Origin of the sequence: Nocardia sp. NPDC004860, assembly GCF_040609015.1 — a bacterium.
GTDB lineage: Bacteria > Actinomycetota > Actinomycetes > Mycobacteriales > Mycobacteriaceae > Nocardia.
Genome location: NZ_JBEXJI010000007.1, coordinates 220,009 through 246,540, shown reverse-complemented (window position 1 = coordinate 246,540; position 26,532 = coordinate 220,009). Strand labels below are relative to the sequence as shown.

Genomic DNA, 26,532 nt, shown 5'->3' with positions numbered 1-26,532 from the left:
GGGGAAACCGGTTGGTAACTGGCCGCCGGACGCCATGAACTTCGGCTCACTTATCGATGAATTTGCGATCTCACCTGCGGTTATTCGACCCGCTCGCAAGCCTCTTCGTTGCTACTGTGACCGGGATCACCAGGAGGTATCGCAGTTGACAACTGAATCCCAGACCGAATCCCAGACCGGCAGTCCGGATCCTGACTGGACCGAGGTCTACGACAGCCCCGAGTTCCAGCGCCTGCGGCATCGCTTCCGGCGCTTCGTCTTCCCCATGACCGTTCTGTTCCTGACCTGGTACGCGCTGTATGCGCTGCTCGCCGACTACGCGCACGACTTCATGTCGCACAAGGTGGGCGGGAACATCACCGTCGGGCTGATCTTCGGCCTGCTGCAGTTCCTTTCCACCTTCGTCATCACCGGCCTCTACGTGCGCTACGCCGACCGCACCCTCGACCCGATGGCCGAGCAGATCCGCGCCGAACTGGAAGGACCGACCCGATGACCGTGTATCTGGCAGCGGCCGTGGAGGGCAGCAGGCCCGGGCTCAACATCACCATCTTCGCGATCTTCGTGGTCATCACGCTGGGCATCGTGGTGTGGGCCAGCCGCGACAACCGCACGGCCGCAGACTATTACGCCGCCGGGCGCGCCTTCTCCGGGCCACAGAACGGCATCGCCATCTCCGGCGACTATCTGTCGGCCGCCAGCTTCCTGGGTATCGCCGGGGCCATCGCGGTGTACGGCTACGACGGCTTCCTCTATTCCATCGGTTTCCTGGTGGCCTGGCTGCTGGCGTTGCTGCTGGTGGCCGAATTACTCCGCAATACCGGCAAATTCACCCTCGGTGACGTGCTGGCCTTCCGCATGCGGCAGCGGCCGGTGCGGGCGGCGGCGGCCACCTCCACGCTGGCGGTGAGCCTGTTCTATCTACTCGCGCAGATGGCCGGAGCGGGTGTGCTGATCTCGCTGCTGCTGGGCGTATCCGGTTCGGCGGGGCAGAATCTGGTGATCGCCGTCGTCGGCGCGATCATGATCGTCTACGTGCTCGTCGGCGGTATGAAGGGCACCACCTGGGTGCAGATCGTCAAGGCGGTGCTGCTGATCGGCGCGGCCGCGGCCATGACGGTGTGGGTGCTGGGGCGCTACGACTTCAACTTCTCGAGCCTGCTGCACGACGCGGTGACCCATGGCGGCAAGACCGGCGCGAAGCTGCTCGAACCGGGATTCAAGTACGGCAAGAACGGCACCAGCAAGCTCGACTTCCTTTCCCTGGCACTGGCGCTGGTGCTGGGGACGGCCGGGCTGCCGCACGTGCTGATGCGGTTCTACACGGTGCCGACGGCCAGGGAGGCGCGCCGGTCGGTGGTGTGGGCGATCGGCCTGATCGGGGTCTTCTATCTGTTCACGCTGGTGCTCGGGTACGGCGCGGGCGCGCTGGTGGGGCCGGAGAAGATCGCCAAGGCGCCGGGCAAGGAGAACGCGGCCGCGCCGCTGCTGGCCCTGGAACTGGGCGGGCCGGTGTTGCTGGGATTCGTTGCGGCCGTGGCGTTCGCGACGATTCTGGCGGTGGTCGCGGGCCTGACCATCACCGCGTCGGCGTCCTTCGCCCATGACGTGTACGCCAATGTCATCAAGCGCGGGAACGGCGACAGCCGGGACGGCGAGGTGCGGGTCGCGCGGATCACCGCGGTGGTGATCGGGGCGCTGGCCATCGTCGGCGGCATTCTGGCAAAGAATCAGAATGTGGCGTTCCTGGTGGCGCTGGCCTTCGCGGTGGCGGCCTCGGCAAACCTACCGACCATTCTGTATTCGTTGTTCTGGCGGCGCTTCAACACCGCCGGCGCACTGTGGAGCATCTATGGCGGATTGGCCGTCACGATCGTCTTGATCGTGTTCTCTCCGGCGGTCTCCGGAGCGCCCACCGCGATGATCAAATCCCATGACTTCCACTGGTTCCCGCTCGCCAACCCGGGGCTGGTGTCCATCCCGGTTTCGTTCGCTCTGGGCTGGCTGGGGACCGTGCTGTCGAAGGAACGTGACGACGCCAAGTACGCCGAGATGCAGGTGCGGTCGCTGACCGGCACCGGAGCGGAAAAGGCTGTGCAACACTGATGTCCGAATAAAGTGGCGGAAAGTTCGCTGAAAAGCGTTTCAGAATTTCAAGATCAACAATTTGAAGATCAAAAATACTGCCCCGCAACGAGGTTGGGCTGTGTATGCTATTGATCATGCACGGCCCCACTACGAGGTGGGATGACGGCGAGGCGGTGTCGTATTGGACCTCAACAGGCTACGGATGCGTAGAGCGAGTGCTATCGCAATCGCTTTCGGCGTACTGGCATTGATGGTCACAGGGGCGTTCGATCGATTGTTGCTGGGTGTTTTCATGGCCACCGGTCTGACACTCGGCTGGGTGAACGCCCGGCTTACCTGGATGTCCATCGTGCGCATCACGGATGCGGAAACACCCAGCAAACAGAAATTGGCGCTGTCCTCGGCGTCGCGGCTGCTCATTTTGACCGCTTTGTCGATTGTGGTGGCATTCCTGACCCGGCCCTACGGCGTCGGAATCTTCTTCGGGCTGGCGGTCTTTCAGCTGATTCTGGTACTCCATACCGCTCTGCCCGAGGTGAAAGGGCTTCGACAGCAGTCATGAGCATTCCCGTCGCTTCCCTCGCCCATTCGTCGGCGCCGGCGCTGTTGGCCGCCGAGGATTCCTCGGGGGAGTCCAAGATCCATGTCGGCGACCACGCCCAGGCGCATCTGCTGGGCATGACCTTCAATGTGGACACCATCGTGTCCACGGGGGTGGCTGCGCTGATCGTGCTGGGCCTGGCCTTCTACCTGCGGGTGAAGATCACCTCCGGGGTGCCCAACGGGGTGCAGCTGTTCTTCGAGACCATCACGGTCCAGATGCGCAGCCAGGTGGAGACGGCCATCGGCATGAAGGTCGCGCCGTTCGTGCTGCCGCTGGCGGTCACGCTGTTCACCTTCATCCTGCTCTCGAACTGGTTGTCCGTCTTGCCCGTTCAGTACGGTTCGGGGGAATTGATCGCGCCGCCGGCGTCCGATTTCAATTTCACGCTGTCACTCGCGTTGTTCGTGTTCCTGCTCTATCACGCCGCGGGCGCGTGGCGGCGCGGCCCGGGTGGGCACGTGAAACAGTTGCTGAAGGGCCACACCGGCTGGGGCCCGATGGTTTTCATCAATGTGGTCGAGGAAATCGCCAAACCGCTGTCGCTCTCGTTGCGACTTTTCGGCAACATGTTCGCGGGCGGCGTCATGGTTTCGGTGATCACGTTGTTCCCCTTCTGGATCAGCTGGGGCCCGAATGCCATCTGGAAGCTCTTCGACCTGTTCGTCGGAGCCATTCAGGCATTCATCTTCGCCCTGCTGACCATCCTCTACTTCAGCCAGTCGATGTCGCTGGAGAGTGAAAACCACTGAGCGGCTTCAGCTGTTCAGCGCTATAACCCTTTGTCAAAGGAAGTGAAAAATGGCAGACCCAGCAACCGCGAGTATCGTCCAGGGCGCTCTCATCGGCGGCGGCATCATTCTGGCGGGCGGTGCCATCGGCGCGGGTATCGGTGACGGTCTGGCCGGTGCCGCTCTGATCAACGGCGTCACCCGGCAGCCGGAGGCGGAGGGCCGCCTGCGCGTGAACTTCTTCCTGACCGTGGGTCTGGTCGAAGCGGCATACTTCATCAATCTAGCGTTCATGGCATTGTTCGTATTCGCTACTCCCGGTAAGTAGACGTCATCATGTCTCCCAGAACGGATGTGGAGGCCGCGGGGAACTTCCTGGTTCCCAACGGCACCTTCTTCGCTGAGTTATTGATCTTCCTGATCGTGCTCGGAGTCATCTGGTTCTTCGTGGTTCCGCCCATACGAAAGGTGCTGGCGGAGCGGGAGGCACGTGTCGAGGTCACGACGGCGACCGCCAAGGAAGCCAGCGAAACCTTCGCCGAAGCCGAGGCGCGCTACGAGTCCGCGCTCGAGAAAGCCCGTACGGAAGCGGCCGACATCCGCAACCAGGCCCGGGCCCAAGGGCGCGCGATCCTCGAGGAAATGCGCGGCGAGGCACAGAAAGAGGCCGACCAGATCGTGGCCGAGTCCACGGCGCACCTCCGCGCCGAGGCCGACCAGGTCGCCGCCGAACTACGCGAAGCCGTCGAACCACTCGCTCAGGACCTGGCCGGCCGGGTCCTGGGCGGGAACGATCGTGCCCGGACCAGCGCGGGCCAGCAGAGAGGACGGGGGTCCGCATGATCCTCACCGATACCCATCTCGCCGAGGGTATTTACAACATCACCTTCGATTGGCCCGTCTTCTTCAGCCAGCTGTTCGGCTTCGCTGTCATCGTGTGGTTCTTCGTGAAATACGTTGTGCCACCGGTGAAGAGGATCATGAACAACGCTCAGGACCAGATCCGGCGGCAACTCGAGGAGAGCGAGGCGGCGGCGCAGCGACTGGCCGCCGCCAAGGCTGCCTACGACAATGCCGTCGCCGAGGCGCAGGCCGAACTCGACCGCATGCGCGAAGAGGCCCGGGCCGACGCCGACCGCATCATCCTGCAGATGCGCGAGGCCGCCGCGGCCGAGGTCGAGCGGGTGCGCAAGCAGGGCCGCGATCAGATCCTGCAGTACCGCAGGCAGATGATCCGCGACCTGGAGCAGGATCTGGCCGCCGCCATGCTCGCCCTCACCGAGGAGAAGGTGCGCGAGCAGATCGGTTCGCCCCAGGCTCGGGCCGACAGCATCGAGAAGTTCCTCGAGGATCTCGAGGCGCTGGCCAACTCCGGCGAAGCGGCCCGCCGCCAGCCGCAGACCGAGCGCAAGTAGCCCGACCGGCTACGTCGAAGCCCCTGCGTGCTTCCCGGCTCCGAGGAGCCTCGAAGCACGCGGGGGTTTCGGCGATCCCGCGCCTCAGGCCGGCCGGCGGCCGGTCAGGCAATAGGGCTGGCCGGCGGGGTCCGTCATGACGATCCAGTGCTTGCCGAGTTCGGCGCGGTGTGCGCCCAGCCGCTCGTGCCAGGTCGCCGTCGCCTCGATGTCGGTGCAGGCGATATCCGGGTGCGCCGACGTGGGGCGGTCATCGCCGAGACGTTGCAGCAGCAGGTCGATCGGGAGGCCGGGACGCGCGGAGAGGCGGGCGAATTCCGGCAGGGTGCTGGGCCGCCAGGACCATTCGGTCAGGTCGGTCCAGAAGCGGGCCTCGGTCTCGTAGTCGCTCGCGCCGATGTCGAGGCAGATCTGGTCGAGCCGGCTGCGGTCGCCGGCGGGGCCGGTCACGGTCGGGGTGAGCGGGCCCGCGGAGTCGCGGAAAGGCGTGAAGCAGAAGGGCATTCCGGCGGGGGAGTGCAGGACGGCGTACCCGATGCGCGAGGTGAGGATGTAATCCGCGGCGAGGGTGGCGCCCAGCTGCTGGGCGCGCTCGGTGGCCGCGCCGACATCGTCGACGTCGAGGTCCAGATGCACGCGCGCGGGGCCCGCGATAGCCTGCATCTTGACCGTCGCGGCCCCGGAATCCGGTAGCAGCGTGACGAATTCGTCGCGTTCGCCCCGTGGCGCCGAGAGCTCGGTGCCGGTGACCGTGGTCCAGAACCGGGCGCTGTCGTCGAATTCTGCGGCGGGACGGTCCAGGAAGGCCCACATCCAGCGAATCGTCATGCTGTCTCCAGGGTTTCGCGCTTGCGGAAGGTCTTGCGGTAGGTCAGCGGCGGCACGCCCAGCTCCAGGCGCATGTGGTGGCGCAGCGAGGCGGAGGTTCCCATGCCCGCGCTGCGCGCCACCTCGTCCACGGTCAGGTCGGTGGTCTCCAGCAGGTGCCGGGCGTGCCGGACTCGCTGCTGCAGGATCCACGCGCCCGGCGCCATGCCGGTCTCGGCCTTGAACCGCCGGGTGAAGGTGCGCACGCTCATATGAGCATGCGCGGCAAGGGAGTTCAGGTCCAGCTCCCGGTCCAGGCGGTCCAGCGCCCAGCGGCGGGTGGGCGCGGTGCCCTCGCTGCCCGACTCCGGGACCTGCCGCTCGATGAACTGCGACTGCCCGCCGTCACGCCAGGGCGGCACCACGCAGTAGCGGGCCGCGCCATTGGCGGCGGCGCTGCCGTGATCGGTGCGGATCAGATCCAGGCACAGGTCGATGCCGGCCGCCAATCCCGCTGAGGACCAGATGTTTCCGTCCTGCACGAACAGCAGGTTCTCGTCGAGGAGAACCTTCGGGTAGAGGGCGCGGAACCGGTCGGCGAACTGCCAGTGGGTGGTGGCGCGGCGGCCGTCCAGCAGGCCCGCCGCGCCGAGCACGAACGCGCCGGTGCAGATGGAGACGATGCGGGCGTCCGGCCGGATGGTGGCCAGCGCCTCGGCCACCCGGGGCGGCAGCGTGCCCTCCTGCCGCGGCTGGGTGATGCGGGTGCCGGGCACGATCACGGTGTCGGCCCGGGCCAGCAGCTCGGGGCCGAATTCCGGGATGACGGTGTATCCGCCGGTGGCGGCCACACCGCCGGCCTTGACGCCGCAGGTGTGCACCTCGTAGAGCGGGTTCCCGTCCTCGTCGGCGGCGGCGCCGAGCACCACGGGCGGGATCGACATGTCGAAGCCGACGGTCGGTTCCAGGACGAGGACGGCGACCAGATGGGGTGTCGGCACGATGCTCCTCTCGTGATGGCTGGATCTTGACGCATTGTGGCATTCTGGCCACTCGTGGCGGAAGGGCTTTTCGGTCACCCTCGATCGGGTGAGCGAACTGAAGGACGATCTCGGCCGGGAATCACCCCACGACGCAAGCCCATTGGCCGCCGGCGCGGCCCTGTCCGCGGGTGGTCCGGGATCAGGCCAGGACGGGGGCGATTCGGCATCGCTCGGTTCCGGCGTGATCGGTTCGGCACAGCCCGGCCCGGACGCGGGCAGTCCTGCGCAGCGCGGCACCGTCGCGGTGCAGTCGCCGGCGCGGGCGGGACTGCATCCGGCGTGGATCGTGGCGGTGGTGGGCTTCATCGCGCTGCTGGGCGCGGCCGGCTTCCGCTCGGTGCCCGGTGTGCTCATGGACCCGCTGCACGAGGAGTTCGGCTGGTCGCACGGCACCATCGGCGCGGCGGTGTCGGTGAATGTGCTGCTGTACGGCTTGATCTCGCCGTTCGCGGCGGCGCTCATGGATCGCTTCGGTATTCGCCGGGTGGTGGCGTGCGCGCTGGTGCTGATCGCCGCGGGCAGCGGACTGACGGTGTTCATGACCCGGCCGTGGCAGCTCATGGCGACCTGGGGCCTGCTGGTGGGCGTCGGCGTGGGCTCGATGTCCATGCCGTTCGTGGCCACCATCACCGGGCGCTGGTTCGTGAAGCATCGCGGCCTGGTGACCGGCGTGCTCACCGCCGCGGGCGCGACCGGGCAGCTGGTCTTCCTGCCGCTGATCGCGAGCCTGGCCCGCGATCACGGTTGGCGCACACCATCTCTCGTGGTGTCGGCGACGGCGCTGGCGGTGGTGCCGCTGGTGCTGCTGTTCATCCGCGATTTCCCCAGCGACACCGGGGTGCGGGCCTACGGCGCCGAGCCGGGCAGCGGGGTCGGAGTGCGCACCTCGGCGCCGGGTGGCGCGGCCCGCGCGGTGACGGTGCTGGCGACCATTGTTCGCAAGCCCGTGTTCTGGCTGCTGGCAGGCGGTTTCGCCATCTGCGGGGCATCTACCAACGGCCTGATCGGCACCCACTTCGTGAGTGCCGCCCACGATCACGGCATGCCCGCCACCACCGCGGCCGGATTGCTGGCGACGGTGGGCATCTTCGATGTCGCCGGCACCATCGCCTCCGGCTGGCTCACCGACCGCGTGGACTCCCGCTACCTGCTGGTCGCCTACTACTCGCTGCGCGGCATCTCACTGCTGTTCCTGCCGATCCTCTTCGGACCCGACGTACACCCCAGCATGTGGGCCTTCATCATCTTCTACGGCCTCGACTGGATCGCCACCGTCCCGCCCACGGTCGCCCTGTGCCGCGCCCACTTCGGCGCGGACGGACCCGTCGCCTTCGGCTGGGTCTTCGCCTCCCACCAGATCGGCGCCGCCCTGGCCGCTTTCGGTGCGGGCGTCATCCGCGACGTGCAGGGCAGCTACACCATGGCCTGGTTCATCGCGGGCGGGCTGTGCGGGCTGGCGGCTCTACTCTCCGCGGGAATTCGCCCCTCGGCCCGCTGATTCCGCGAGCCGGTGGTGAAACGGGCGGATCAGCCGTCGATTGCCTTGTGCGGGTTCGACTCCAGCGCGATCTGATCGCGTCGTCCGTCCCAGCGGCTCGGCTCGTCCTTGGTGCGGGGCGGGCGGTCGTTGGCGATGAGGACCGCGATCCAGGGCAGTGGGATGGAAACGCCGATGATGAGGAGCGACAGCCACCAGCTGTGCCACACGCTGTAGGCGACGGCCGCGCCGATCAGGCATGGGATGCGCAACGACATGATGGTGATGTACCGCCGCACCCGGTCGCGATGCTGCTGCTCCAGCGAGGGCGCGGCCTCGGTGATCAGCGCCGGGTGCTGTCGCTCCTCGCCCGGGAAGTAGCCCTGCGACTGGCGCGGTGGCTTCGGGATGGAACCGGCGGGATGGAACTCGACGTCCGGGCGATCCTCACCGCTCATGCCGTCGGCCTGGGATTCGCCGTCACGCTGCATACCCCGAGTCTTCCACTACCGCGCGTCGGATGCACACGCCGCCCGCCCCGCGACAGGCCGACCTGGCATGATTGAACCGTGAGCGCAGACACCCTGGTCCGTCCGGACGAGACTACCGACGAGTCGACCGACAACGACACTCCCAAGGTCTTCCACTACGTCAAGAAGGAAAAGATCGCCGAATCCGCGGTCATGGGCACCCACGTGGTCGCCCTCTGCGGCGAGGTCTTCCCGGTCACCCGTTCCGCCAAGCCCGGCTCCCCGGTCTGCCCGGACTGCAAGCGAATCTACGAAATGATGAAGCGGGACTGACCGGTTCGGTCTACAGGCATCCCGTGAACGGCTGGGCGCGATGACCACGGCACGTGAGGTTCCCGATCCGTGGTCAGGCTCGCGCAGCACTCCGCACTGGGTTCCCGCCCGCGGATTGGCCAATGGGCTGAACTCACATTCGTGGGCCGTCCTCGCCGACTTGGCCGAGGCACAGCTGTACCGAGTGCTCTTCGCGCTGATCGACGCGGGAATCGCAGCCTACGTCCTGCCTGTGCGCACGGCAGTGCTGGAGCGCGGTGATCCGGAGGTCGTGTGGCGGCTCTGGGTCGACATCCCGCGGTATCGCGCGGCGGAGGATTTGTTGATGGAGTTGCTGCGCTACGGCCGCCCTCGCCGGCCGAAACCGGTGCAGGCCCGTCGTCGGCGCCGGCGAGTGCCCCTGGTTCGCAAGCCGCAGTGAGCCCCCGGGGCGGCACGTAAGGCATCCACACACCACTTCGTCGCGTGCGCGGTGTGCGATTCCGACGCGCGGTTCAGGCCGCGGTGTCGGTGTGTGGCAGTGCGTCGAGGGATGGCAGGGGACGCCCGCAGATCTCGTGCGCGTCATCCGCGGAGAGTCCGAACATGCGCAGCAGGTCTTCGGCGACCTGATCGGTCGCCTCGGCGTCGTCGCGTTCGGGCCGCTCGTGCAGGAGCTGGCCGAGGCAGATGGCGGCGCCGGTGACGATGGTCATGGCCAGCTCGGTATCGCGGGCGTCGAATCGTCCGGCGCGGACACCGGCCTCGATATCGCGCCGGGCGCGGGGGGCCAGGCCCTTCTCGGAGCGCGCCAGCTGCAGGCCGTTGTTGATCAGGACCTTGCTGAGCATCGGGTTGCGGCGGTGCAGGCGCCCGGTGAGCCGGAAGCTCTGGGCGAAGACCTGCGCCGGATCGTCGAGGTTTTCGCAGAGCGTGTCGAGCACGACGCCGTACAGATCGAGCGCTTCCTCGACCGCGGCCTCGAACAGTTCTTCGCGGGTTTGGAAATGGTTGTAGAACGACCCCATCCCGACGTCGGCGGCCTGGGTGATCTCCAAGATCGGCACGCTGAGCTTGCCGGCCGCGAGGAACGATTGCGCCGCCCTCACGAGCGCCGCGCGGGTACGCGCCTTCCGGCGCTCCAGGCGATTGGGTTGCCCGGATTGCGTGACCATCACTGTCCACCTCTTCCCTGACACCGTAGGCCGCCCAGCATAGCGCTCGGGGTCAGTTCTGACGAAATTTTCAGAAGGTCTTGACTGACTATCGGTTCGCGAGTGACGATATCGTCAGAACCTGAAGGGAGCGGTCGATGAGCGGACAGCACGACGTGCACAACGGCCTGCACAGTGAGCAGGGCGCAGTGCGGGGTGAGCACCCCGGCCGCGCCCGCAATCCGGTGGTGAAGGTGCTCGATCTGGCCTGGCTGGAATTCCAGAAGCCCGACCTGGAACATGCCGAGATCTTTTCTCGCGCTTTCGGTTTCACCATCGCGGCGCGGACAGCCGAGGAATTGCACCTGCGCGGAACCGACGCCGGGTCGCCCTGTGTGCTGGTGCGGCGCGGTAATCGTTCCCGCTTCGTCGGCCCGGCTTTCCGGGCCGCCGAGACCGGCGATCTGCTGCGCCTGGGCGAGGAAACCGGTCGGCGGCCGCAGCCGCTGCCGGAGTCTATCGGCGGGCTGGGTCTCGATCTGGTGGATCCGAGCGGGCTGCGGGTCCGAGTCGTCGCCGACACCCACGAACTGCCCGGGCTGCCCGCGCAGCAGACGCAGGTGTTCAACAGCGGGCACGAGATACTGCGTGTCAATGCCACCCGGCGGCCGCCCCGGGTTCCGGCGCAGGTGCAGCGCCTCGGCCATGTCGTCGTGCAGACCACCAGGTACCGGGAGACTCTCGACTGGTACCTGCGCTCTCTGGGCCTGATCGTCAGCGACTTCCTCTTCTATCCGGGACAGCGGGAACGCGGGCCGGTGATGAGCTTCATTCGCTGCGATCGCGGCGCGACTCCGGCCGACCATCACACGCTGGCGCTCACCCTCGGGCCGTCCAACCGATATGTGCACTCCGCCTATCAGGTCGCCGATCTGGATGCGCTCGCCGCCGGCGGCGAGTATCTCCTCGACCACGGTTATCAGCGGTCGTGGGGAATCGGTCGCCACATTCAGGGCAGCCAGATCTTCGACTACTGGCGGGATCCCGACGGTTTCATGGTCGAGCATTTCAGTGACGGCGACATGTTCGACTGCACCCTCGAACCGGGCTGGGCGCCGATGAGCGCGTCGGGTCTGGCGCAGTGGGGGCCGCCCGCCACCAAGGATTTCCTGGGTCTCTCCCCTGGGCGGGAATCGCTCAGGGAAGTGCGCTCGATCCTCGTCGCGCTGCGCGAGGACAACGAATTCGATCTCCGCCGCCTGCGCGGCCTGCTGAAAGTAGCCAGCTCATGAGCATTTCCGTTCTCCGTACCGCGGACGCCTGGTGGGTCCGGACACTCGCCGGTGCGGCGCGCGTCGATACCGTCGCGACCACCACGCGCGAACTGCTGGCGGATCGGGCAGCGATCGCCGCGGCCGCCGCGAGCCCGGATCTTGTTCCGGTCGAAGGTCTTTCGCTGATCTCTCCGGTGACCGCACCGTGTCGGGTCGTCGCGCAGATGACGAACTTCGCATCCCACGTGAAGGACTCGGGGATGAACCCCGAGACCGTGCCGCTGACCTTCTTCCGCAAGAGCTCCGGATCGATCAGCGGCCCCTACGACGACGTGATCCGGCCCGCGCACGTGAAGCTGCTGGACTACGAGGTGGAGATCGGCCTGGTGTTCGGCCGCGAGATGCCGGTCGGCGCTCAGATCGACGATGAGTCCCTCGGCGACTACATCGCGGGACTGGTCGTGACGAACGACGTGTCGGCCCGGGACGTGCAGTTGCCGAAAACTCAGTTCTACGAGGCGAAGTCGTATCCGACCTTCACGCCCGCCGGCCCCGCGCTGGTGCTGCTGGACGCCGATGAAATCAAGCGATTCACCGATCTGCGCCTCCGGCTGTGGGTGAACGGAGGTGTGCGCCAGGACATGACGGTCGCCGACATGATCTACCGGCCGGTCGAGACGCTGCGGGCCTTGAGCCGGTTCCAGCGCATGGACGCCGGAGACCTGCTGCTGACCGGAACTCCGATCGGCACCGCGCTCAGCGCTCCGCCGAAGCCGGTCGAGATCATCGCGTCGCTGCTGCCGCCGAAGCTGAAGTGGAAGCTGTTCTTCGAGGGCCAGGCCAAGAATCCGAAGTACCTCCAGGACGGCGATGTGGTCGAGGCGACCATCGGGACCGACGATGGTGTCCTCGATCTGGGCCGCCAGCGCACGGTCGTGAGGTACGCGCGGTGACCGGAAACCCGACCCTCGAGACCGACGCCGAAGCCCTGCTGTGGCCGCGCTACACCGGTCCGGAGGACCTGAGCGTCATCGAATCGGTGGCCCTGGCCGAGCGCGGGCTGCCCGAGTCGACCTACGCACTGCTGGTGCGCGCCGCGAGGCGGTGGCCGGACCGTACGGCCGTCACCGTGCTGTCCGATGCCTCGAGGTGGCGGGAACCGGTGCGGCGCACCTACTCCCAGTTGCTCGCCGATGTGCACCGCTATGCCAATCTGCTGCACACACTCGGCGTGCGCCGCGCCGACGCGGTCGCCCTGATCGCGCCCAACTGCGCCGAATTGATCCCCGCCACGCTGGCCGCGCAGCTGGCGGGCATCGCCGCACCGATCAATGGCGGCCTGTCGCAGGCGCACATCGCGGAGCTCCTGCACCGTTCCGGCGCTCGGGTACTGATCGCCGCCGGCCCCGAACTCGCCGCCGACATCTGGGAGTCGGCACACGAACTCGCGTCCCGGGGTCTGCTGGATGCGGTGCTGATGTTGCGGCCGACCGCTGTCACGGCGGAGACCGTACCGCTGCCTGTCATCGACGGTGTGCGCATCGGCTATCTCGATGCCCTTGCAGCCGAACAGGATTGGGACGCTTTCGCCGGGGAGCCGCCCGCCGCAACGGATCTGGCGGCCCTGTTCCACACCGGCGGCACCACCGGTGTGCCGAAACTGGCCGCGCACCGGCAGTCCGGTGAGGTTGCCAATGCGTGGATGATCGCGGCCAACTCCCTGCTCGACGAGGACGCGGTGATCTTCGCCGCGCTGCCGCTGTTCCATGTCAACGCGCTCGTCGTGACGCTGCTCGCGCCCTTGTTCCGCGGCCAGTCGGTGATCTGGGCCGGGCCGCTCGGATACCGGGACTTCGCTCTCTACGGCGAATTCTGGAATATCGTGGCGCACTACCGGATCGCGGCCATGAGCGCGGTGCCGACGGTGTACGCGGTGCTGGCGCAGTGCCCGATCGGCGCGGACATCTCGAGCCTGCGCTACGCGATGGTCGGCGCGTCCCCGCTGCCGGCCGCCGTGCGCGAGAATTTCCAGGCGCACACCGGGGTCACACTGGTCGAAGGCTATGGCCTCACCGAGGCGACGTGCGCGACCGCCCGCAGCTTCCCGGATCTGCCGCGTCCCGGCTCGGTCGGACAGCGCATGCCCTATCAGCAGGTCAAGGTCGTTCGCACGCCCGAGGACGGCGTCTGGACCGAACTTCCCGCCGGTGAGATCGGCATATTGGTGATCGGCGGGCCCACGGTCTTCGCCGGTTACGTGACCGGCCGCAGCGAGCACGGGCACCTGCTGGACGGGCTCGGTGCCGTGGTCGACGGGTGGCTGAGCACCGGCGATCTCGCGCATGTCGACGCCGACGGATTCGTTCATCTACACGGTCGCGCAAAGGATCTCATCATTCGCGGCGGGCACAATCTCGATCCGGCGGTCATCGAGGACGCGCTCCTGTCCCACCCGCAGGTGACCTCGGCGGGCGCGGTCGGCCGCCCGGACGTGCACGCCGGTGAGGTACCCGTGGCGTATGTGACCCTGGTGCCCGGCGCGGAGGTGAGCGAGGCGGAGCTCGTCGCCTGGGCGGGGGAGCGGGTGCCCGAACGCGCGGCCGCGCCGAAAACCGTGACGGTGCTGGATGTCCTGCCGGTGACCGACGTCGGCAAGCCGTACAAGCTCGGCCTGCGCGCCGACGCCACTCGTCGCGAGGTACTGGATGCGCTGGCCGGAGTCGAGGCGGTACTCGATGTCACCGCGCAGGCCGAGGACGGCGCGATCGTGACCGTCGTCGAGCTCGGCCCCGGGGCCGCCGAGGGGTCCGTCGAGGCGATTCTCGGTCGCTACGCGATCACCTGGAAGGTCGAGGTGCACCAATGACGATCGTGTCGACCGTGCTGGCCGCGATGCTCACCATGGAGTTCCTGTCCTTCGGTGCGGCCAAGACGCTCGCCCTCGGGCCGATGCGGGAACGCGCCGCGCGTCTGGGCTACTCCACCGCCGCCTACCGGGGCATCGGAGCGCTCGAAATCGCCGGCGCGAGTGGGCTGCTGATCGGTCTGGCCCGGCCGCCGATCGGGATCGCCGCGGGAATCGGCCTGGCACTGTTGATGACCGGTGCCGTGGTCGCACATGTCCGCAACGGCGACGCCATGGCGGAGTACGCGCCCGCGGTGGTCACCGGACTGGTCACGCTCGGCTATCTGGCTGCGCTGGCGGGGGTTTCGCCGTGAGCACCGCGATGATCCCGGTGGTGGTCGTCGGCGCGGGCCCGGCCGGTATCACCGCGGCCACATTGCTCGCGCACCAGGGGATCGACACCCTCGTGCTGGAGCGGTGGACCGACGTCTATCCGCAACCGCGGGCAGTGCACCTCGACGGCGAGATCCGCCGGATCCTGGAACGTCTGGGAGTCGGCCGGGAATTCGACGGGATCTCCCGGCCCGCCCTGGGGCTGCGGCTCATCGACCCGAGCGGGCGGGTGCTGGCCCAGTTCGATCGCGACCTGGCCGGTGGGCACAGCGGGTATCCGGAGGCGAACCTGTTCGACCAGCCGGAACTGGAGGCGATCCTGCGGGTCAATCTGAAGCGGTATCCGCGGGTGACCTTGCGTGGTGACGTCGAAGTCACCGCCGTCGCCCAGGAATCAGGCGGTGTCCGAGTTGATTTCACCGATCGCGTGACCGGCGATGCCGAATCTGTGTGTGCGCGTTATGTATTGGGCTGCGACGGTGCCAACGGCGTTGTCCGCGGCGCGATCGGCACACGCATGCGGGATCTGCGATTCGACCAGCGCTGGCTGGTGGTGGACGTCGCCACGCCGCGGGATCTGGGGCAGTGGGAAGGCGTGCACCAGGTGTGCGATCCGGCGCGCGCCGCCACGTTCATGCGGATCGGAAAAACCCGCTACCGCTGGGAATTCCGGCTCCGGCTCGGCGAGACCGTCGCCGACTTCGACGACCCCGTTCGGCTGCGCCCATTGCTCGACCCGTGGCTCGGCGGTGTTCCGGCGGCGGATCTCGAACTGATCCGCGTCGCGGAATACACCTTCCGTGCCCAGTTGGCCGACCGCTGGCGCCGGGGCCGGGTGTTCCTGCTCGGCGATGCCGCGCACCTGACCCCGCCGTTCATCGGCCAGGGCATGGGCGCGGGCCTGCGCGACGCGGCCAACCTCGCGTGGAAACTGGCGGGCGTGCTGCGCGGGGAACTCCCCGAAGACGTGCTCGATACCTACGAGGCGGAGCGGAAACCACACGCACGGGCCATGATCCGGCTGGCCAAGCTCATCGGCGTCACCATGACGGACGGTGGTGAACTGGGCAACCGCCTGCGCGGTCTGCTGGCACCGCGTCTGCACCGGATTCCCGGCCTCACCCACATCATCACCAGCGGCGAATCTCCGCCCCTGCACCTCTCGGGTCCTGGGCGCGGGCCGCGCCTGCGCCGGCGGTTGACGGGCCGGCTGGTTCCCAACGCCCGGCTCGCCGACGGCCGCCGTCTCGACGAGGCCATGAACGGGCGCTACACCGTCATCACCGTGCGCGAGCCCGCGCCGGAGTGCCGACTGGTCGTCGAGCAGCGCGGCGGGTTCATCGTCGTCGCGGAGCCGGGCACCGAACTGCATCGTTGGGTGAGGCAGGGTCGTGCCGTCGCGGCTCTGGTCCGCCCGGACGGCACCGTCCAGTCCTGCGGAGATGTGCCGTCATTGTGCGCGGCGTCGCCTGCTTTCCATCCGGGCGCACCGGCGTGAAGGTGACGAGCCGGTTGCTGACCATTGCAACGTTTATGAGGAAATCATCATCTGACGTGTTACCGTACCGATAGGTCTGTGATTGCTGGTCGGATGGTGTCTCCATGAGAGGACCCGCATGTCCCGCTATCTGTACGCACTCGGCCAGATCGCCGTCCGCCGCCGCTGGTGGGTGCTGGCGATATGGATCGTGCTGCTGGCCGCCGCCATCGGATTCGCCGCCGCGACGGGCGGAAAGACCAACGACAATTTCACGGTTCCGGGCACCGAATCGCAGGACGCGGTCTCCTTGCTGCAGCAGCGGATGCCCGCTTTCTCGGGTGCGCAGATGCAGGTCGTGTTCGCGACGTCGAACCTGGCCAAGGTGACCGATCAACCGGTGGCCGGCGAGATCGAGCAGATGATGGCCCAGTTGAAGGGGCTGCCGCAGGTCGCCGCGGTGGTCGACCCGTTCCAGGCCGAAGCGGTCTCACCGGATCAACACGTCGCCCTGGGCAGCGTGCAGTTCTCCGCCTCGGCCGGCGAGGTCGAGCAGTCCACCCTCGACCAGGTGACCCGGGTCGCCGACCGGGCGCGTGACACCGGTCTGCAGGTCGAGTTCTCCGGTGCGGTCTATCCGGGCTTCACCGCGGAGATCCCGCACACGCCCGAAATGCTCGGTGTCATCGCGGCCTTCGTCATTCTGCTCATCACCTTCGGCGCGGTGGTGGCGGCGGGACTGCCGATCATCACGGCGGCCGTCGGCGTGGGTATCGGTCTCACCGGCATCCTGGGCATCGCGGCCTACACCGACGTGCCGTCGGCGGCGACCTCGCTGGCACTGATGCTGGGCCTGTCCTGCGGGATCGACTACGCGCTGTTCGTCCTTTCCCGGCATCGCCACCAGGTGGTGCTGGGAATGGCTGTGGCGGAGTCGATTCCGCTGGCGGTCGGGACCGCGGGCAGTTCGGTGGTATTCGCGGCGGTGACCGTGATCATCGCGCTGTGCGGGCTGGCGGTCGCGAACATCCCGTTCCTCACCGTCATGGGCCTGACCGCCGCCGGTGCGGTCGTGGTGGCCATGCTCGTCGCGCTGACCCTGCTGCCCGCGCTGCTCAGCCTCGCCGGTGGCACGGTCGCCAAGTTCATCTCGCCGCCGCTGCACCCGGGAAAGCCGGAGGAGGTGGCGCGCATCGCCGCCTACGAGCCCGAGCGCACCGCGGGCCACGCCTGGGGACGGTTCGTCACTCGCTTCCGGATTCCATTGCTGGTGCTGGGCATCGCGGTGCTGGTGGTGATCGCGCTTCCCGCCACCCGTATGGATCTCGGATTACCGAGTGGCGCAACGCAATCGGAGTCCAGCACGGCCCGCAGGGCGTATGACCTGGTGAGCCGGTCGTTCGGTCCCGGGTTCAACGGGGCGCTGCTGGTGGTGACCGACCTCTCGCACGCCACCGGCCCGGACGCGGCGCGGACCGTGATGGGCCGGTTGCAGCAGGAGCCCGACGTCGCGGTGGTGCAGCCCGCGGGCACGGGCGACAACCTGGTCCTGATCCAGGTGGTACCCAAGACCGGTCCCGACGACAGCGCGACCGCCGATCTGGTCACCCGCCTGCGCGATGACCGCGCGACCATCGAGAGCGGCTCCGGGGCAACGTATCTGGTCGGCGGCGCCACTGCGGCGAACATCGATACCTCACGCCGCTTGGGCGAGGCGCTGCCGGTCTTCCTCGTCGTCGTCGTGGGTCTGGCGCTGGTGCTGCTGACCATCGCCTTCCGGACCGTCCTGGTACCGCTGTCCTCGATCGTCGGGTTCATCCTCTCGGTGTTCGCTGCGCTCGGCGCGCAGGTCGCGGTCTTCCAATGGGGATGGGGCGCAAGCCTTTTGCATGTGACCAAGGCGGAAACGCTGAGCTTCCTGCCGATCATCACCCTGGCCATCATCTTCGGGCTGTCGAGCGATTACCAGATCTTCGTGGTGTCCCGCATCAAAGAGGAGCACACCCGTACCGCGGACGCGACCGCCGCGGTGCGCAACGGCATCGCGCACTCGGCGCGCGTCGTCACGGCCGCGGCGCTGATCATGTTCGGCGTCTTCGTCGCCTTCGCCACCGTCGACAACCCGATCGTCAAACCGTTGGCGTTCACGCTCGCGGTCGGTGTGCTGCTGGACGCCTTCATCGTCCGGCTGACCCTGGTGCCCGCGGTCATGGCCCTGATCGGTGATCGCATGTGGTACCACCCGCGCTGGTTCGCCCGCTACGTGCCCGACTTCGACATCGAAGGCGCCGAACTCGAACGCCGCCTCGCGCACGACACCGAAACCGAAGCGCCGCGGGCAGTCACCAACTGATCGCGACGCGGCTAGCCGAGCATGACGTGCTCCGTGGTCAAGAAGTATGAGGAGCGAGCGAGATCGATGAAGTTCTTCTCGTCATCGGCGAGTCGCTGGTTGGCCTGGATTCCGTCCGGGGTCGCGATGCCCGCGAGCATGGCCTGTTCCGAGGGGAACCACACTTCCACGATGCCGTCGTAGGGCTCGCCGGTACCGCGGGTGCTGGCGAGCAGGGCGTTCTGCGGAGAATCCAGGATGTGGCTCTGCACGTAGCGGTAGCCGCCGAGGATCTTGATCTGCTCCGCGGCGAAGGGGCCGTGGTGATTCAGCCAATAGTCGTGGAACTGTTCGGGCGTCAGGTCGGCCCGGCGGCGGAGGGCGCACGTCATCTTGATCGCATCGGTCGAGGTGTCCGCGGCTGCCGTGGGGAGGCCGGAGGCCAGGGCGGCCGCGAGGCCCGCCGCCGCCGCGCCGACCATGAAAGCCCTTCTCGAACCGGCGTTTTCAGGGGTGTTCACTGTCATCTTCTCCGTTGTCGTCGGGGATCTTTCACGCGCCGCGTACGCGGTCGATGACCGCCAGTGGCCCGGCCGGTGCGGCGTTGCCGCGCCAGGCCACGTGCTGGTCGGGACGAATGAGTACGAGGTCGCGCTGGTAGAGGGCGCGGGCGTGCGGGTCGCGGATATCCACGATGTCGAGCGGCACCTTTCGTTCAGCGGCCGCGATCCGAAAGCCGTCGACGTCGTGATCCGCGAAGCGCAGCAGGGTGAAGCCGCGGCCGAACAGGTCGAAGATCGCGGTGCCGTCGGCGAGCCGCAGGCTGGGCGGCCGCGCTCCGGGCCAGGTGCCGGGCAGGTATTCGTCCATCCGCTGCCGCGGGGCCCGGTCCTCGGTGTCTCGGCACACGATGGGGGAGTGGTCGTAGCGGTAGCCGAGTTCGATTCCCAGCGCTTCGTTTTCGAGATTGCCCAGATCGCTGATCTCGCGGCCGATCCGCCGGCGGGTACGCGCGCCGAACCAGCGTTCGCTGTGCATGGTGGCGCGGGACGCGGCCATGATGGCGCCGCGGACGACGGTGTGCCGGGCGGACGCCTCGCGGTTAGGGAGGGCGACGGGGCGGCGTTCCCGCTCGTACGCCTCGAGCAGGCGCGGTCCGCCCCATCCCTGCAACCGGGCGGCCAGCGCCCAGCCCAGCCCGACGGCATCGCCGACGCCGGTGTTCATGCCGTAGCCGCCCGCGGGCGTCACCTGGTGGGCGGCATCACCGGCCAGCCAGACCCGGCCGCGGCCATACGACTCGGCGACGGTGAGCCGGGGCGTCCAGGCATTGGCGACCAGGACGGTCATCTCGAACCGGTATCCGAGACAGCGGAATACGAATTCACGCGGGTCGATGCTGTCCGCGTCGGCGCCCATGCTCAGGGGAGCGTGCAGGGTCCAGGTGTCGCCGTCGTTCTGGGAGATGACGGTCCAGCCCTCGGGTGACTGCAGATGCCACACGGTGCCGAAGCGGGCGGCGATCTCGCGATCGGGAGTCGTGAAATGCACCAGGTAGAACCGGCCGTCCGGGGGCCGCTGCCCGCCGGCCAGGAACGTCCGCGTGAAAGTCCTTGCGAGCCGGGGAATTCCGAGCTCCCGCGCCAGCAGCCGGCGCAGATCGACCTCGTCGAGACCGATCCCGAGGTGCCGCCGGACCCGGCTGCCCGCGCCGTCGCATCCCACCAGGTAGCGGGCGCGCACCGTGCGGCGTTCGCCGGTCCCGGACACCAGCTGGGCCGTGACGCCCTCCGTGTCCTCGGTGAAACTGTCCAGCGCCCAACCGTATTGCACCTCGACGTGCCGGGACCTGGCCCGCAGCTGGTCCCGAAGCGCGGGCTCGAGGATGATCTGGGACACGCGCATGGCCGGTTCCAGTGGGAGAGCGCCGTCGACGCGTCGGCCGATCGCCTCGAAGGACTCCTCGACACTCGGGTACTCGAACTTCGCCAGTTCCCATCCGACCGCATTGCTCGCCCAGACCACGGTGGTCCGATGATCGGGCGGCGTCGCCACCTTGCGCAGGTCGTCGGCAATGCCGAGCCGCCGGTACAACTCCATACTGCGGCTGTTGGTGATGTCCATCTTCGGATGCCGCGTGGTGGTCGAATTGCGCTCTACCAGAAGGGTTTCCACGCCATGGAAGTCGAGCTCCAGGGCCAGTGTCAGGCCTACCGGCCCCGCGCCGACCACGAGCACCGATGTGGTTTCGGTCATAGCCGTAGATTGAACAGTAGTGTTCAATTTGAGTCAAGAGCGTCTCAAGAGTTTCGGGTTTGGCCCGCCTGGGACGGTTCTGTACTGTCGAGCTGGCGAAGGAGGGGTGATGAGTGCGACTCGGCGGCGGATCAACGCGGCGGCACTGCGGCTGTTCGCCGAGCGTGGCAGCGTGGATCTGACCATGAGCGAGCTGGCGACCGAAGCCGGCGTCGCCCGGGGCACGCTCTACCGCAATGTCGAGTCCATCGAGCAGCTCTTCGAGCAGGTCCGCGCCCAGCTCGCCTTCGAACTGCACAGTGCCAACGCGCAGGCGATGGATGCTCACGGTGACCTCGACCCGCCGCTGCGGCTGTCCACCGGTACCCGCATGATCGTGCGGATGGCGCACGAGAACCCCGCGGCGGGCCGCTTCGTCGTGCGGTTCGCGCTGACCGACGAGTCGTTGCGCGAGATGCTGACCGGCCCGCCGATGCGGGACGTGGCCGCTGGAATCGCCTCCGGCCGTTATGTCGTCGCACCCGGAATGGAGCTGAGTATCGCCTCCATGCTGATGGGTACCGTGGTCAGCGCCATGTGGATGGTGCTGGAGGGTCACCAGTCATGGCGCGACGCGGCGGCGGGGGCCGCCGAACTCATGCTGTGCGCCCTGGGGGTTCCGCACGACGAGGCGCGCCGGATCGCCGCGAGTCCGTTGCCGGCCACCGCCTTCGAAGTCTGATCGGGTCCCTCGATGGCTTGTGGCGGACAGGCATGCCACCTCATCTCCTGATCTATTCATTCAAATGTGATGAGACTATCAGTTCGCCGTGCATGATGCCAGGGCACCGGCCGGCAGTGCCGTAACGCTCGTAACGTGTGAGGCATGGGTGAATGCGTGGTGATCATCGGCGGGGATGCTGCGGGAATGGCGGCGGCGTCACAGGCTCGCAGGTTGAAGGGCGTGGGGGAGCTCGAGATCGTCGTTTTCGAGCGGGGGCACTTCACCTCGTACTCGGCGTGCGGGATCCCGTACTGGGTGGGCGGGGACGTCGGCGGCCCGGACGATCTCATCGCGCGGACGCCCGCCGAGCATCGGGCGCGGGACATCGATCTGCGGCTGGGAACCGAGGTCGTGGAGATCGATGTCGCCGGGCGGCGGGTGAGGTCTCGCGAGCTCGGCACCGGCCGGGAGAGCTGGACCGGCTACGACAAACTCGTGATCGCCACCGGTGCGACGCCGATCCGGCCCGCGCTGCCCGGCATCGACGCGGCCGGGGTGCACGGGGTGCAGACACTCGACGATGGACAAGCCCTCATCGCCACCCTCGAGTCGATCGCGGGCCGGCGGGCGGTGGTGGTGGGTGCGGGGTACATCGGTGTGGAGATGGCGGAGGCGTTACTCCAGCGGGGATTCCAGGTCACCATGCTCAATCGCAGCGCCGAGCCCATGTCCACCCTCGATCCGGATATGGGTGTGCTGATCCGGAAGGCCATGCAGGGCATGGGGATTCAGGTCATCGACAACGCGGAGCTGACGGCCGTCCACACCGATGCGCAGGGCCGGGTCACCGGCGTCGCCACGGCTGATGCCCGATACCCCGCCGATGTGGTGGTTCTCGGTATCGGCGTCCGACCCGCCACCGACCTCGCCCGTGCGGCCGGTCTCCCGCTGGGGGAGTCCGGTGGTCTGCTGACCGATCTCGCCATGCGGGTGCGCGGACACGAGAACATCTGGGCCGGAGGCGATTGCGTCGAGGTGCTCGACCTCGTCTCCGGCTCCGAACGCCACATCCCCCTCGGTACGCACGCCAACAAGCACGGCCAGGTCATCGGTTCCGGCGTCGGTGGCGACTACGCCACCTTCCCCGGCGTGGTGGGCACCGCGGTCAGCAAGGTGTGCGACCTGGAGGTCGCCCGCACCGGCCTGCGTGAACGCGACGCCCGCGCGGTCGGCCTGCAATTCGTCACCGTCACCATCGAATCCACCAGCCGCTCCGGCTATTTCCCCGGCACCGCACCCATGACGGTGAAAATGCTCGCCGAACGCCGCACCGGCCGCCTGCTCGGTGTCCAGATCGTCGGCCGCGAAGGGGCGGGCAAGCGCATCGACATCGCCGCCGTGGCCCTCACCGCCCGCCTCACCGTCGACCAGATCGTCGCCCTCGACCTCGGCTACGCCCCACCTTTCTCCCCGGTCTGGGACCCCATCCAGGTCGCCGCCCGCAAAGCCGTCACGGCGGTCCGCCGCGACGCCATGGAGAGCAATCGCACGAAGTGAACCGACCTCCGGATCGAAACAGCCCGATCTTGCGCACCGTGACTTGCGCCGGGGCGCTGCGCGGGCGTCGATGTCCTGGTCGGGTGTTCGCAGCAGAGCGGCTGTGGCGGCCCGCCGCACCGAATCCTGGTGATACGCAAGCGCGGAGCCGACGGTCGAGGTTCCGATGTCCGCGGCGGATGGGTGCGCTGAAGGCCAGGCGGGACCAGCTCTTTCTTCCGGTCACCAGGATTCGATGAGCGGGGCGTCATGCTCCTGCCGATGCCATTCCCCGGTGAGGCGAGCGAGTCGGTCCGGGGCGGCGATGCCACGCACAGTGGCGATCTTGTCGTCACGGATCTCCAGGATCGCGACGCCCACGACCCGGTTGTCGAGCGTGACGAGCATGGCCGGGCAGTGGTTGACCACGGCGGCGTGGATCGAGGGTGAGCCGCCGGCGAGCCTGCGCTTGGCCGCAGACGGTGTGAAGCCGGTCCGCACCGCGCCGGCGATCCGCTCCGGGTTCGCGTACCGGATCAGCTTCCGGGCCAACCCGAGCCCGGCGCCGTCGGAGATGCCGGTCGCGTCATCGGTCAGCAGCGCGACCAGCTGTTCGGTCCGGCCCGAGGCGGCGGCATCGACGAACGCCTCGACGACTCGACGCGCGGTGGCATGGTCGAGGTGAGTTCCATTGCCGGCGGCGGTGATTCGCCGCCGGGCTCGGCGGGCGTGTTGCTGACTCCCGGACTCGGTGATGCCGAGGATCTCGGCGATCTCGGCGTGGCTGTATGAAAACGCCTCGCGCAGAACGTACACGGCGCGTTCGACCGGCGACAGCCGCTCCATGAGCGTAAGCACCGCCAGCGTCACCGATTCGCGCTGCTCGACGGTGTCGGCGGGGCCCAGCATCGGGTCGCTGTCCAGGAGCGGTTCGGGCATCCAGGCGCCGACCGCGCGTTCGCGCCGCACCTGCGCCGAACGGAGCCGGTCGAGGGCGAGGTTGGTGACGATCTTGGTCAGCCAGGCCTCGGGCACCTCGACGTACTCCCGGTCGGCGGCCTGCCACCGCAGGAACGCGTCCTGCACCGTGTCCTCGGCGTCGGCGGCCGAGCCGAGCAGACGGTAGGCGATCGAGGCCAGTCGATTCCGGCTGGCCTCGAATCGCGCCACGGTGGCGGTGTCCATGGGCGCGACTTTATCGAGCGACCAGCTCGGGCAAGAGCTCCCGGGCGGCGGCCGAACGGTAGGTGTGACTCGGCTTTCCGAGGGCCGGGTGGCTGATGGCCCAGCCGCTGGCCGCAACGATCGCCGACTTGACCCGCGCCGCCGGCCGGCCGCGCAGGGCTCCGGGCTTGGAGCGGGCCTCACCGTCGACCAGTTGGTAGATCGCGTCTTTGCGTCCGAGGCTGATGTGGTTGCCGTAGTAGGTCAGCGCGGTCGCCTTGATCTTGCGCCCTGTCCGGTCCCCGATGATCGCGGCCGTCGCCTGTATGGCCGTGTATCCCGCGGAGGCACAGGACATCGGCAGGGGATGACCGTTCTCGCCGATGGCGAAGGCGCTGTCGCCGGCGGCGTAGACATCCGGGTGCGAGACCGACCGCATCTGACGGTCGACCGTGATCTGGCCATTGGCTTCCACCGTGAGTCCGCTGTCGGCGGCGATCGGGTGGACGGCGAAGCCGGCGGCCCACACGGTCGCGTCGGAGGCGAGAACGGTGCCGTCCGCGGCGACCACCGCGGTCTGCTCGACGCGCTCGATAGTGGTGTGCTCATGGATCGTGATGCCGAACCGGTCGAAGGCGCGCAGCAGATGGCGACGGGCCTTCGGGCCCAGCCGGCCGCCCAGTTCGCTGCTGGTTGCGAGGCCGACCCGAAGTCCCGGACGGGCTTCCGCGATCTCGGTGGCGGCCTCGATCGCGGTCAAGTTGCCGCCGACGACCAGCACCCTTCCGTCCTCGCCCAGCTCATCCAGCCGTACCCGCAGGCGCAGTGCGGATGGCCGCGCGGCCACGTGGAAGGCGTACTGATCGACGCCGGGAACGCCGTGGTCGGCGGCCGTGCTGCCGAGCGTGTAGAGCAGGGTGTCGTATTCGAGCCGATCGATGCGCTCGCCGTCGGCGACCGTGACGGTCCGGTGCGCCGCGTCGACGTCGGTCACCCGTGCCACTCGCAGCCGGATGCCGGTGCCCGCGAACACTTCCGCCAGCGGCCGGTGGCGGAGATCGTGCCCGGCGGCGAGCTGATGCAGGCGCAGCCGCTCGACGAAATCGGGTTCGGCATTGACGACGGTGATGTCGAAGTCGTCGGAATGGAGTTGGCGGGCGAGATATCCGGCGGAGAAAGCCCCGGCGTATCCGGCCCCGAGGACGACGATTCGGTGCTGCATGGTTCGCTCCTGTCTGGTTCGCGTGCCCCCTGAACGAGACAGCTCTCGAATTCCTGACAGCATCGATCGGTGACGTGGATCACCTCGCCGGCCGCGTCAGCCACTCTCGGGCGCGGGCACCGCCGCCATGGCGCAATTGCCGGCCGCCGAGTTCCCGTTGCTCGCTGAGACTGCTGTGCGGGCTCGGGCGCTGTCGGCGGCGACGAGTTTCGCTGTGGTGTCGAACTTCTCGTAATCGGACTCGCCGCGCAGGCGGGTCAGCCGTAGAGCTGGACGAAGCGGTCGAGGGAGCGTTCGACATCGCCGCGGAGGGCGCGGGCCACGACCGAGCCGATGGGACCGAAGAGGGGTGCGCCGCCGAGGGTGAAGTCAACGGTGACCTTGGAGCCGGTAGGGCTGGCGGAGACGCGGAGTTCGATGCCGAATGTGGTGCCGCCGATGCCGGAACCGTTGAGGACCAGGCGGTTCGGGGGTTCGGCGGTTTCGACGGTCCAGGTGACGCGATTGCGGAAGCCTTTGACGGTGGCTACGCCGATCAGGCGGGTCCCGGGGGTGAGCGCGTCGGGGACAGGGCCGCGCCAGCCCTCGTGGAGGGTGAGCCACTTGTCGAGTTCGGGCAGGTCGGAGGCGTGCGACCAGGCCTTCTCGGGCGGGATCGGGACGTCTACGGAGACCTTCAGCTTAGCCACGAAGCAGATGGTATCTGTTACATGATGTAGCTCTAACGGTGGCGCGCTGTGAAGCCTGTGGATTGGACGGGCGAGGTCGGGCGGGCGTGGAAGCTGCCAGGCGTTGCCCGTGTCGCTACCCCTGCCAGTGGCACCGCCGGCCGACGGGGACCAGCCCGGTGGAGAAGACGGTGCGGGCGCAGCGGTCACAGCGATCGAGGCGCATGTCGGCACACGGTGATGTCGCCGATGACGAAGAACTAGCCCCCGGCCGCCTCGTTCTCGCCGGACCCGCCGGGCTCTTCGCCGCCCAGCAGCTCGTCCTGGATCGCCTCGAGCATGCAGGTGTTGTTGTCGAGCAGCCCCAGGATCTCGTCCAACCGGTCGTTCTTCATACAGCGATCGTCACCCGTGCCTGCCCCGGAGGCAATGTCGAGTCGGCGTCCTTGCTCGCTGGTGCTGGCCGACCGGCCCGACAATCCCGCTATCGCCTTCGCGCCCGTCCTGGTCGCGATCGCGATCACGGCTGCCGCGTACTGCTCGGCGCGTCGCACCGGGGGGTGA

At 68.0% G+C, this 26,532-nt stretch carries 29 protein-coding genes; 19 read left to right on the top strand and 10 right to left on the bottom strand.

All coding sequences use genetic code 11. The features are described from left to right. Positions 1-145: 145 nt before the first annotated feature. From ABZV44_RS17235 to ABZV44_RS17205, 7 genes are all read left to right on the top strand, one after another. Positions 146-496 carry a DUF485 domain-containing protein gene (locus tag ABZV44_RS17235; RefSeq protein ID WP_354837026.1) on the top strand — a complete coding sequence of 117 codons (351 nt, stop codon included), beginning with the start codon at positions 146-148 and terminating at the stop codon, positions 494-496. Continuing rightward, positions 493-2,106, top strand: a complete 1,614-nt coding sequence (locus ABZV44_RS17230) for a cation acetate symporter (RefSeq protein ID WP_354837024.1) — start codon at positions 493-495, stop codon at positions 2,104-2,106. The genes ABZV44_RS17235 and ABZV44_RS17230 overlap by 4 nt, the downstream gene beginning before the upstream one ends. Before the next feature lie 274 nt (positions 2,107-2,380). Continuing rightward, positions 2,381-2,650: a hypothetical protein gene (locus ABZV44_RS17225; RefSeq protein ID WP_354837022.1), complete on the top strand. Its 270-nt coding sequence runs from the start codon at positions 2,381-2,383 to the stop codon at positions 2,648-2,650. Positions 2,651-2,766: 116 nt separating this feature from the next. Then, positions 2,767-3,441, top strand: a complete 675-nt coding sequence (gene atpB / locus ABZV44_RS17220) for a F0F1 ATP synthase subunit A (protein WP_354837092.1) — start codon at positions 2,767-2,769, stop codon at positions 3,439-3,441. Between the two features lie 49 nt (positions 3,442-3,490). Next, positions 3,491-3,748, top strand: coding sequence for a F0F1 ATP synthase subunit C (locus ABZV44_RS17215; protein WP_040810042.1), 258 nt, complete (start codon positions 3,491-3,493; stop codon positions 3,746-3,748). A gap of 8 nt (positions 3,749-3,756) precedes the next feature. Then, complete coding sequence (locus ABZV44_RS17210; protein ID WP_354837020.1) at positions 3,757-4,263, top strand: F0F1 ATP synthase subunit B; 507 nt, start codon at positions 3,757-3,759, stop codon at positions 4,261-4,263. After that, entirely contained in the window at positions 4,260-4,835 is a 576-nt protein-coding gene (locus ABZV44_RS17205; RefSeq protein ID WP_354837018.1) for a hypothetical protein, read from the top strand. The genes ABZV44_RS17210 and ABZV44_RS17205 overlap by 4 nt, the downstream gene beginning before the upstream one ends. Positions 4,836-4,919: 84 nt before the next feature. Here the strand turns inward: ABZV44_RS17205 and ABZV44_RS17200 are convergent, their stop codons facing one another. Continuing rightward, positions 4,920-5,663, bottom strand: a complete 744-nt coding sequence (locus ABZV44_RS17200; protein WP_354837016.1) for a VOC family protein — start codon at positions 5,661-5,663, stop codon at positions 4,920-4,922. Next, positions 5,660-6,643 (bottom strand): helix-turn-helix domain-containing protein, encoded by a 984-nt coding sequence (locus ABZV44_RS17195; protein WP_354837014.1) that lies wholly within the window; start codon positions 6,641-6,643, stop codon positions 5,660-5,662. Before ABZV44_RS17195 ends, ABZV44_RS17200 begins: the two co-directional genes overlap by 4 nt. Positions 6,644-6,929: 286 nt before the next feature. Here ABZV44_RS17195 and ABZV44_RS17190 point away from each other — a divergent pair, with 286 nt between their 5' ends. Continuing rightward, a complete protein-coding gene (locus ABZV44_RS17190; RefSeq protein ID WP_354837090.1) occupies positions 6,930-8,183 on the top strand; it encodes an MFS transporter in 1,254 nt (417 codons plus the stop codon). Positions 8,184-8,212: 29 nt separating this feature from the next. On the opposite strand, the gene ABZV44_RS17185 is transcribed toward ABZV44_RS17190, so the two are convergent. Continuing rightward, the gene (locus tag ABZV44_RS17185) at positions 8,213-8,653 is read right to left on the bottom strand and encodes a DUF3099 domain-containing protein (protein ID WP_354837012.1); all 441 of its coding nucleotides are present in this window, start codon (positions 8,651-8,653) and stop codon (positions 8,213-8,215) included. A 78-nt stretch (positions 8,654-8,731) separates the two neighbouring features. Between ABZV44_RS17185 and ABZV44_RS17180 the strand changes: the two genes are divergently transcribed. Both ABZV44_RS17180 and ABZV44_RS17175 read left to right on the top strand, forming a co-directional pair. Next, on the top strand, positions 8,732-8,965 hold the full coding sequence (locus ABZV44_RS17180) for a DUF3039 domain-containing protein (RefSeq protein WP_354837011.1): 234 nt from the start codon (positions 8,732-8,734) through the stop codon (positions 8,963-8,965). A gap of 40 nt (positions 8,966-9,005) precedes the next feature. Then, positions 9,006-9,386 (top strand): hypothetical protein, encoded by a 381-nt coding sequence (locus tag ABZV44_RS17175; RefSeq protein ID WP_354837009.1) that lies wholly within the window; start codon positions 9,006-9,008, stop codon positions 9,384-9,386. Between the two features lie 73 nt (positions 9,387-9,459). Here the strand turns inward: ABZV44_RS17175 and ABZV44_RS17170 are convergent, their stop codons facing one another. Continuing rightward, entirely contained in the window at positions 9,460-10,119 is a 660-nt protein-coding gene (locus ABZV44_RS17170; RefSeq protein ID WP_354837007.1) for a TetR/AcrR family transcriptional regulator, read from the bottom strand. Between the two features lie 137 nt (positions 10,120-10,256). Between ABZV44_RS17170 and ABZV44_RS17165 the strand changes: the two genes are divergently transcribed. From ABZV44_RS17165 to ABZV44_RS17140, 6 genes are all read left to right on the top strand, one after another. Next, positions 10,257-11,390 (top strand): VOC family protein, encoded by a 1,134-nt coding sequence (locus tag ABZV44_RS17165; RefSeq protein ID WP_354837005.1) that lies wholly within the window; start codon positions 10,257-10,259, stop codon positions 11,388-11,390. After that, on the top strand, positions 11,387-12,325 hold the full coding sequence (locus ABZV44_RS17160; RefSeq protein WP_354837003.1) for a fumarylacetoacetate hydrolase family protein: 939 nt from the start codon (positions 11,387-11,389) through the stop codon (positions 12,323-12,325). Before ABZV44_RS17165 ends, ABZV44_RS17160 begins: the two co-directional genes overlap by 4 nt. Beyond that, a complete protein-coding gene (locus ABZV44_RS17155) occupies positions 12,322-14,238 on the top strand; it encodes an acyl-CoA synthetase (RefSeq protein WP_354837001.1) in 1,917 nt (638 codons plus the stop codon). Before ABZV44_RS17160 ends, ABZV44_RS17155 begins: the two co-directional genes overlap by 4 nt. Continuing rightward, positions 14,235-14,591 (top strand): DoxX family protein, encoded by a 357-nt coding sequence (locus tag ABZV44_RS17150; protein ID WP_354836999.1) that lies wholly within the window; start codon positions 14,235-14,237, stop codon positions 14,589-14,591. Before ABZV44_RS17155 ends, ABZV44_RS17150 begins: the two co-directional genes overlap by 4 nt. Then, complete coding sequence (locus tag ABZV44_RS17145; RefSeq protein ID WP_354836997.1) at positions 14,588-16,108, top strand: bifunctional 3-(3-hydroxy-phenyl)propionate/3-hydroxycinnamic acid hydroxylase; 1,521 nt, start codon at positions 14,588-14,590, stop codon at positions 16,106-16,108. The genes ABZV44_RS17150 and ABZV44_RS17145 overlap by 4 nt, the downstream gene beginning before the upstream one ends. Positions 16,109-16,226: 118 nt before the next feature. Further along, complete coding sequence (locus ABZV44_RS17140) at positions 16,227-18,440, top strand: MMPL family transporter (RefSeq protein WP_354836995.1); 2,214 nt, start codon at positions 16,227-16,229, stop codon at positions 18,438-18,440. Between the two features lie 11 nt (positions 18,441-18,451). Here ABZV44_RS17140 and ABZV44_RS17135 read toward each other — a convergent pair whose 3' ends face one another. Together ABZV44_RS17135 and ABZV44_RS17130 are read right to left on the bottom strand one after the other, a co-directional pair. Next, entirely contained in the window at positions 18,452-18,940 is a 489-nt protein-coding gene (locus ABZV44_RS17135) for an EthD domain-containing protein (protein ID WP_354836993.1), read from the bottom strand. A 31-nt stretch (positions 18,941-18,971) separates the two neighbouring features. Then, positions 18,972-20,675 carry an FAD-dependent monooxygenase gene (locus ABZV44_RS17130; RefSeq protein WP_354836991.1) on the bottom strand — a complete coding sequence of 568 codons (1,704 nt, stop codon included), beginning with the start codon at positions 20,673-20,675 and terminating at the stop codon, positions 18,972-18,974. Positions 20,676-20,784: 109 nt separating this feature from the next. On the opposite strand from ABZV44_RS17130, the gene ABZV44_RS17125 reads away from it, so the two are divergent. Further along, positions 20,785-21,396: a helix-turn-helix domain-containing protein gene (locus ABZV44_RS17125; RefSeq protein ID WP_354836989.1), complete on the top strand. Its 612-nt coding sequence runs from the start codon at positions 20,785-20,787 to the stop codon at positions 21,394-21,396. A 144-nt stretch (positions 21,397-21,540) separates the two neighbouring features. Beyond that, positions 21,541-22,935, top strand: a complete 1,395-nt coding sequence (locus ABZV44_RS17120; protein ID WP_354836986.1) for an FAD-dependent oxidoreductase — start codon at positions 21,541-21,543, stop codon at positions 22,933-22,935. Between the two features lie 222 nt (positions 22,936-23,157). Here ABZV44_RS17120 and ABZV44_RS17115 read toward each other — a convergent pair whose 3' ends face one another. The 4 genes from ABZV44_RS17115 to ABZV44_RS17100 all read right to left on the bottom strand — a co-directional run bounded on the left by ABZV44_RS17115 (position 23,158) and on the right by ABZV44_RS17100 (position 26,363). Next, the gene (locus ABZV44_RS17115; protein ID WP_354836983.1) at positions 23,158-24,099 is read right to left on the bottom strand and encodes a sigma-70 family RNA polymerase sigma factor; all 942 of its coding nucleotides are present in this window, start codon (positions 24,097-24,099) and stop codon (positions 23,158-23,160) included. Between the two features lie 10 nt (positions 24,100-24,109). Further along, positions 24,110-25,300 (bottom strand): FAD-dependent oxidoreductase, encoded by a 1,191-nt coding sequence (locus ABZV44_RS17110; protein ID WP_354836981.1) that lies wholly within the window; start codon positions 25,298-25,300, stop codon positions 24,110-24,112. Between the two features lie 257 nt (positions 25,301-25,557). Continuing rightward, a complete protein-coding gene (locus ABZV44_RS17105; RefSeq protein ID WP_354836979.1) occupies positions 25,558-25,989 on the bottom strand; it encodes an SRPBCC family protein in 432 nt (143 codons plus the stop codon). A 239-nt stretch (positions 25,990-26,228) separates the two neighbouring features. After that, positions 26,229-26,363 (bottom strand): hypothetical protein, encoded by a 135-nt coding sequence (locus ABZV44_RS17100; RefSeq protein WP_354836976.1) that lies wholly within the window; start codon positions 26,361-26,363, stop codon positions 26,229-26,231. Positions 26,364-26,397: 34 nt separating this feature from the next. On the opposite strand from ABZV44_RS17100, the gene ABZV44_RS17095 reads away from it, so the two are divergent. After that, complete coding sequence (locus ABZV44_RS17095; protein ID WP_354836973.1) at positions 26,398-26,532, top strand: hypothetical protein; 135 nt, start codon at positions 26,398-26,400, stop codon at positions 26,530-26,532.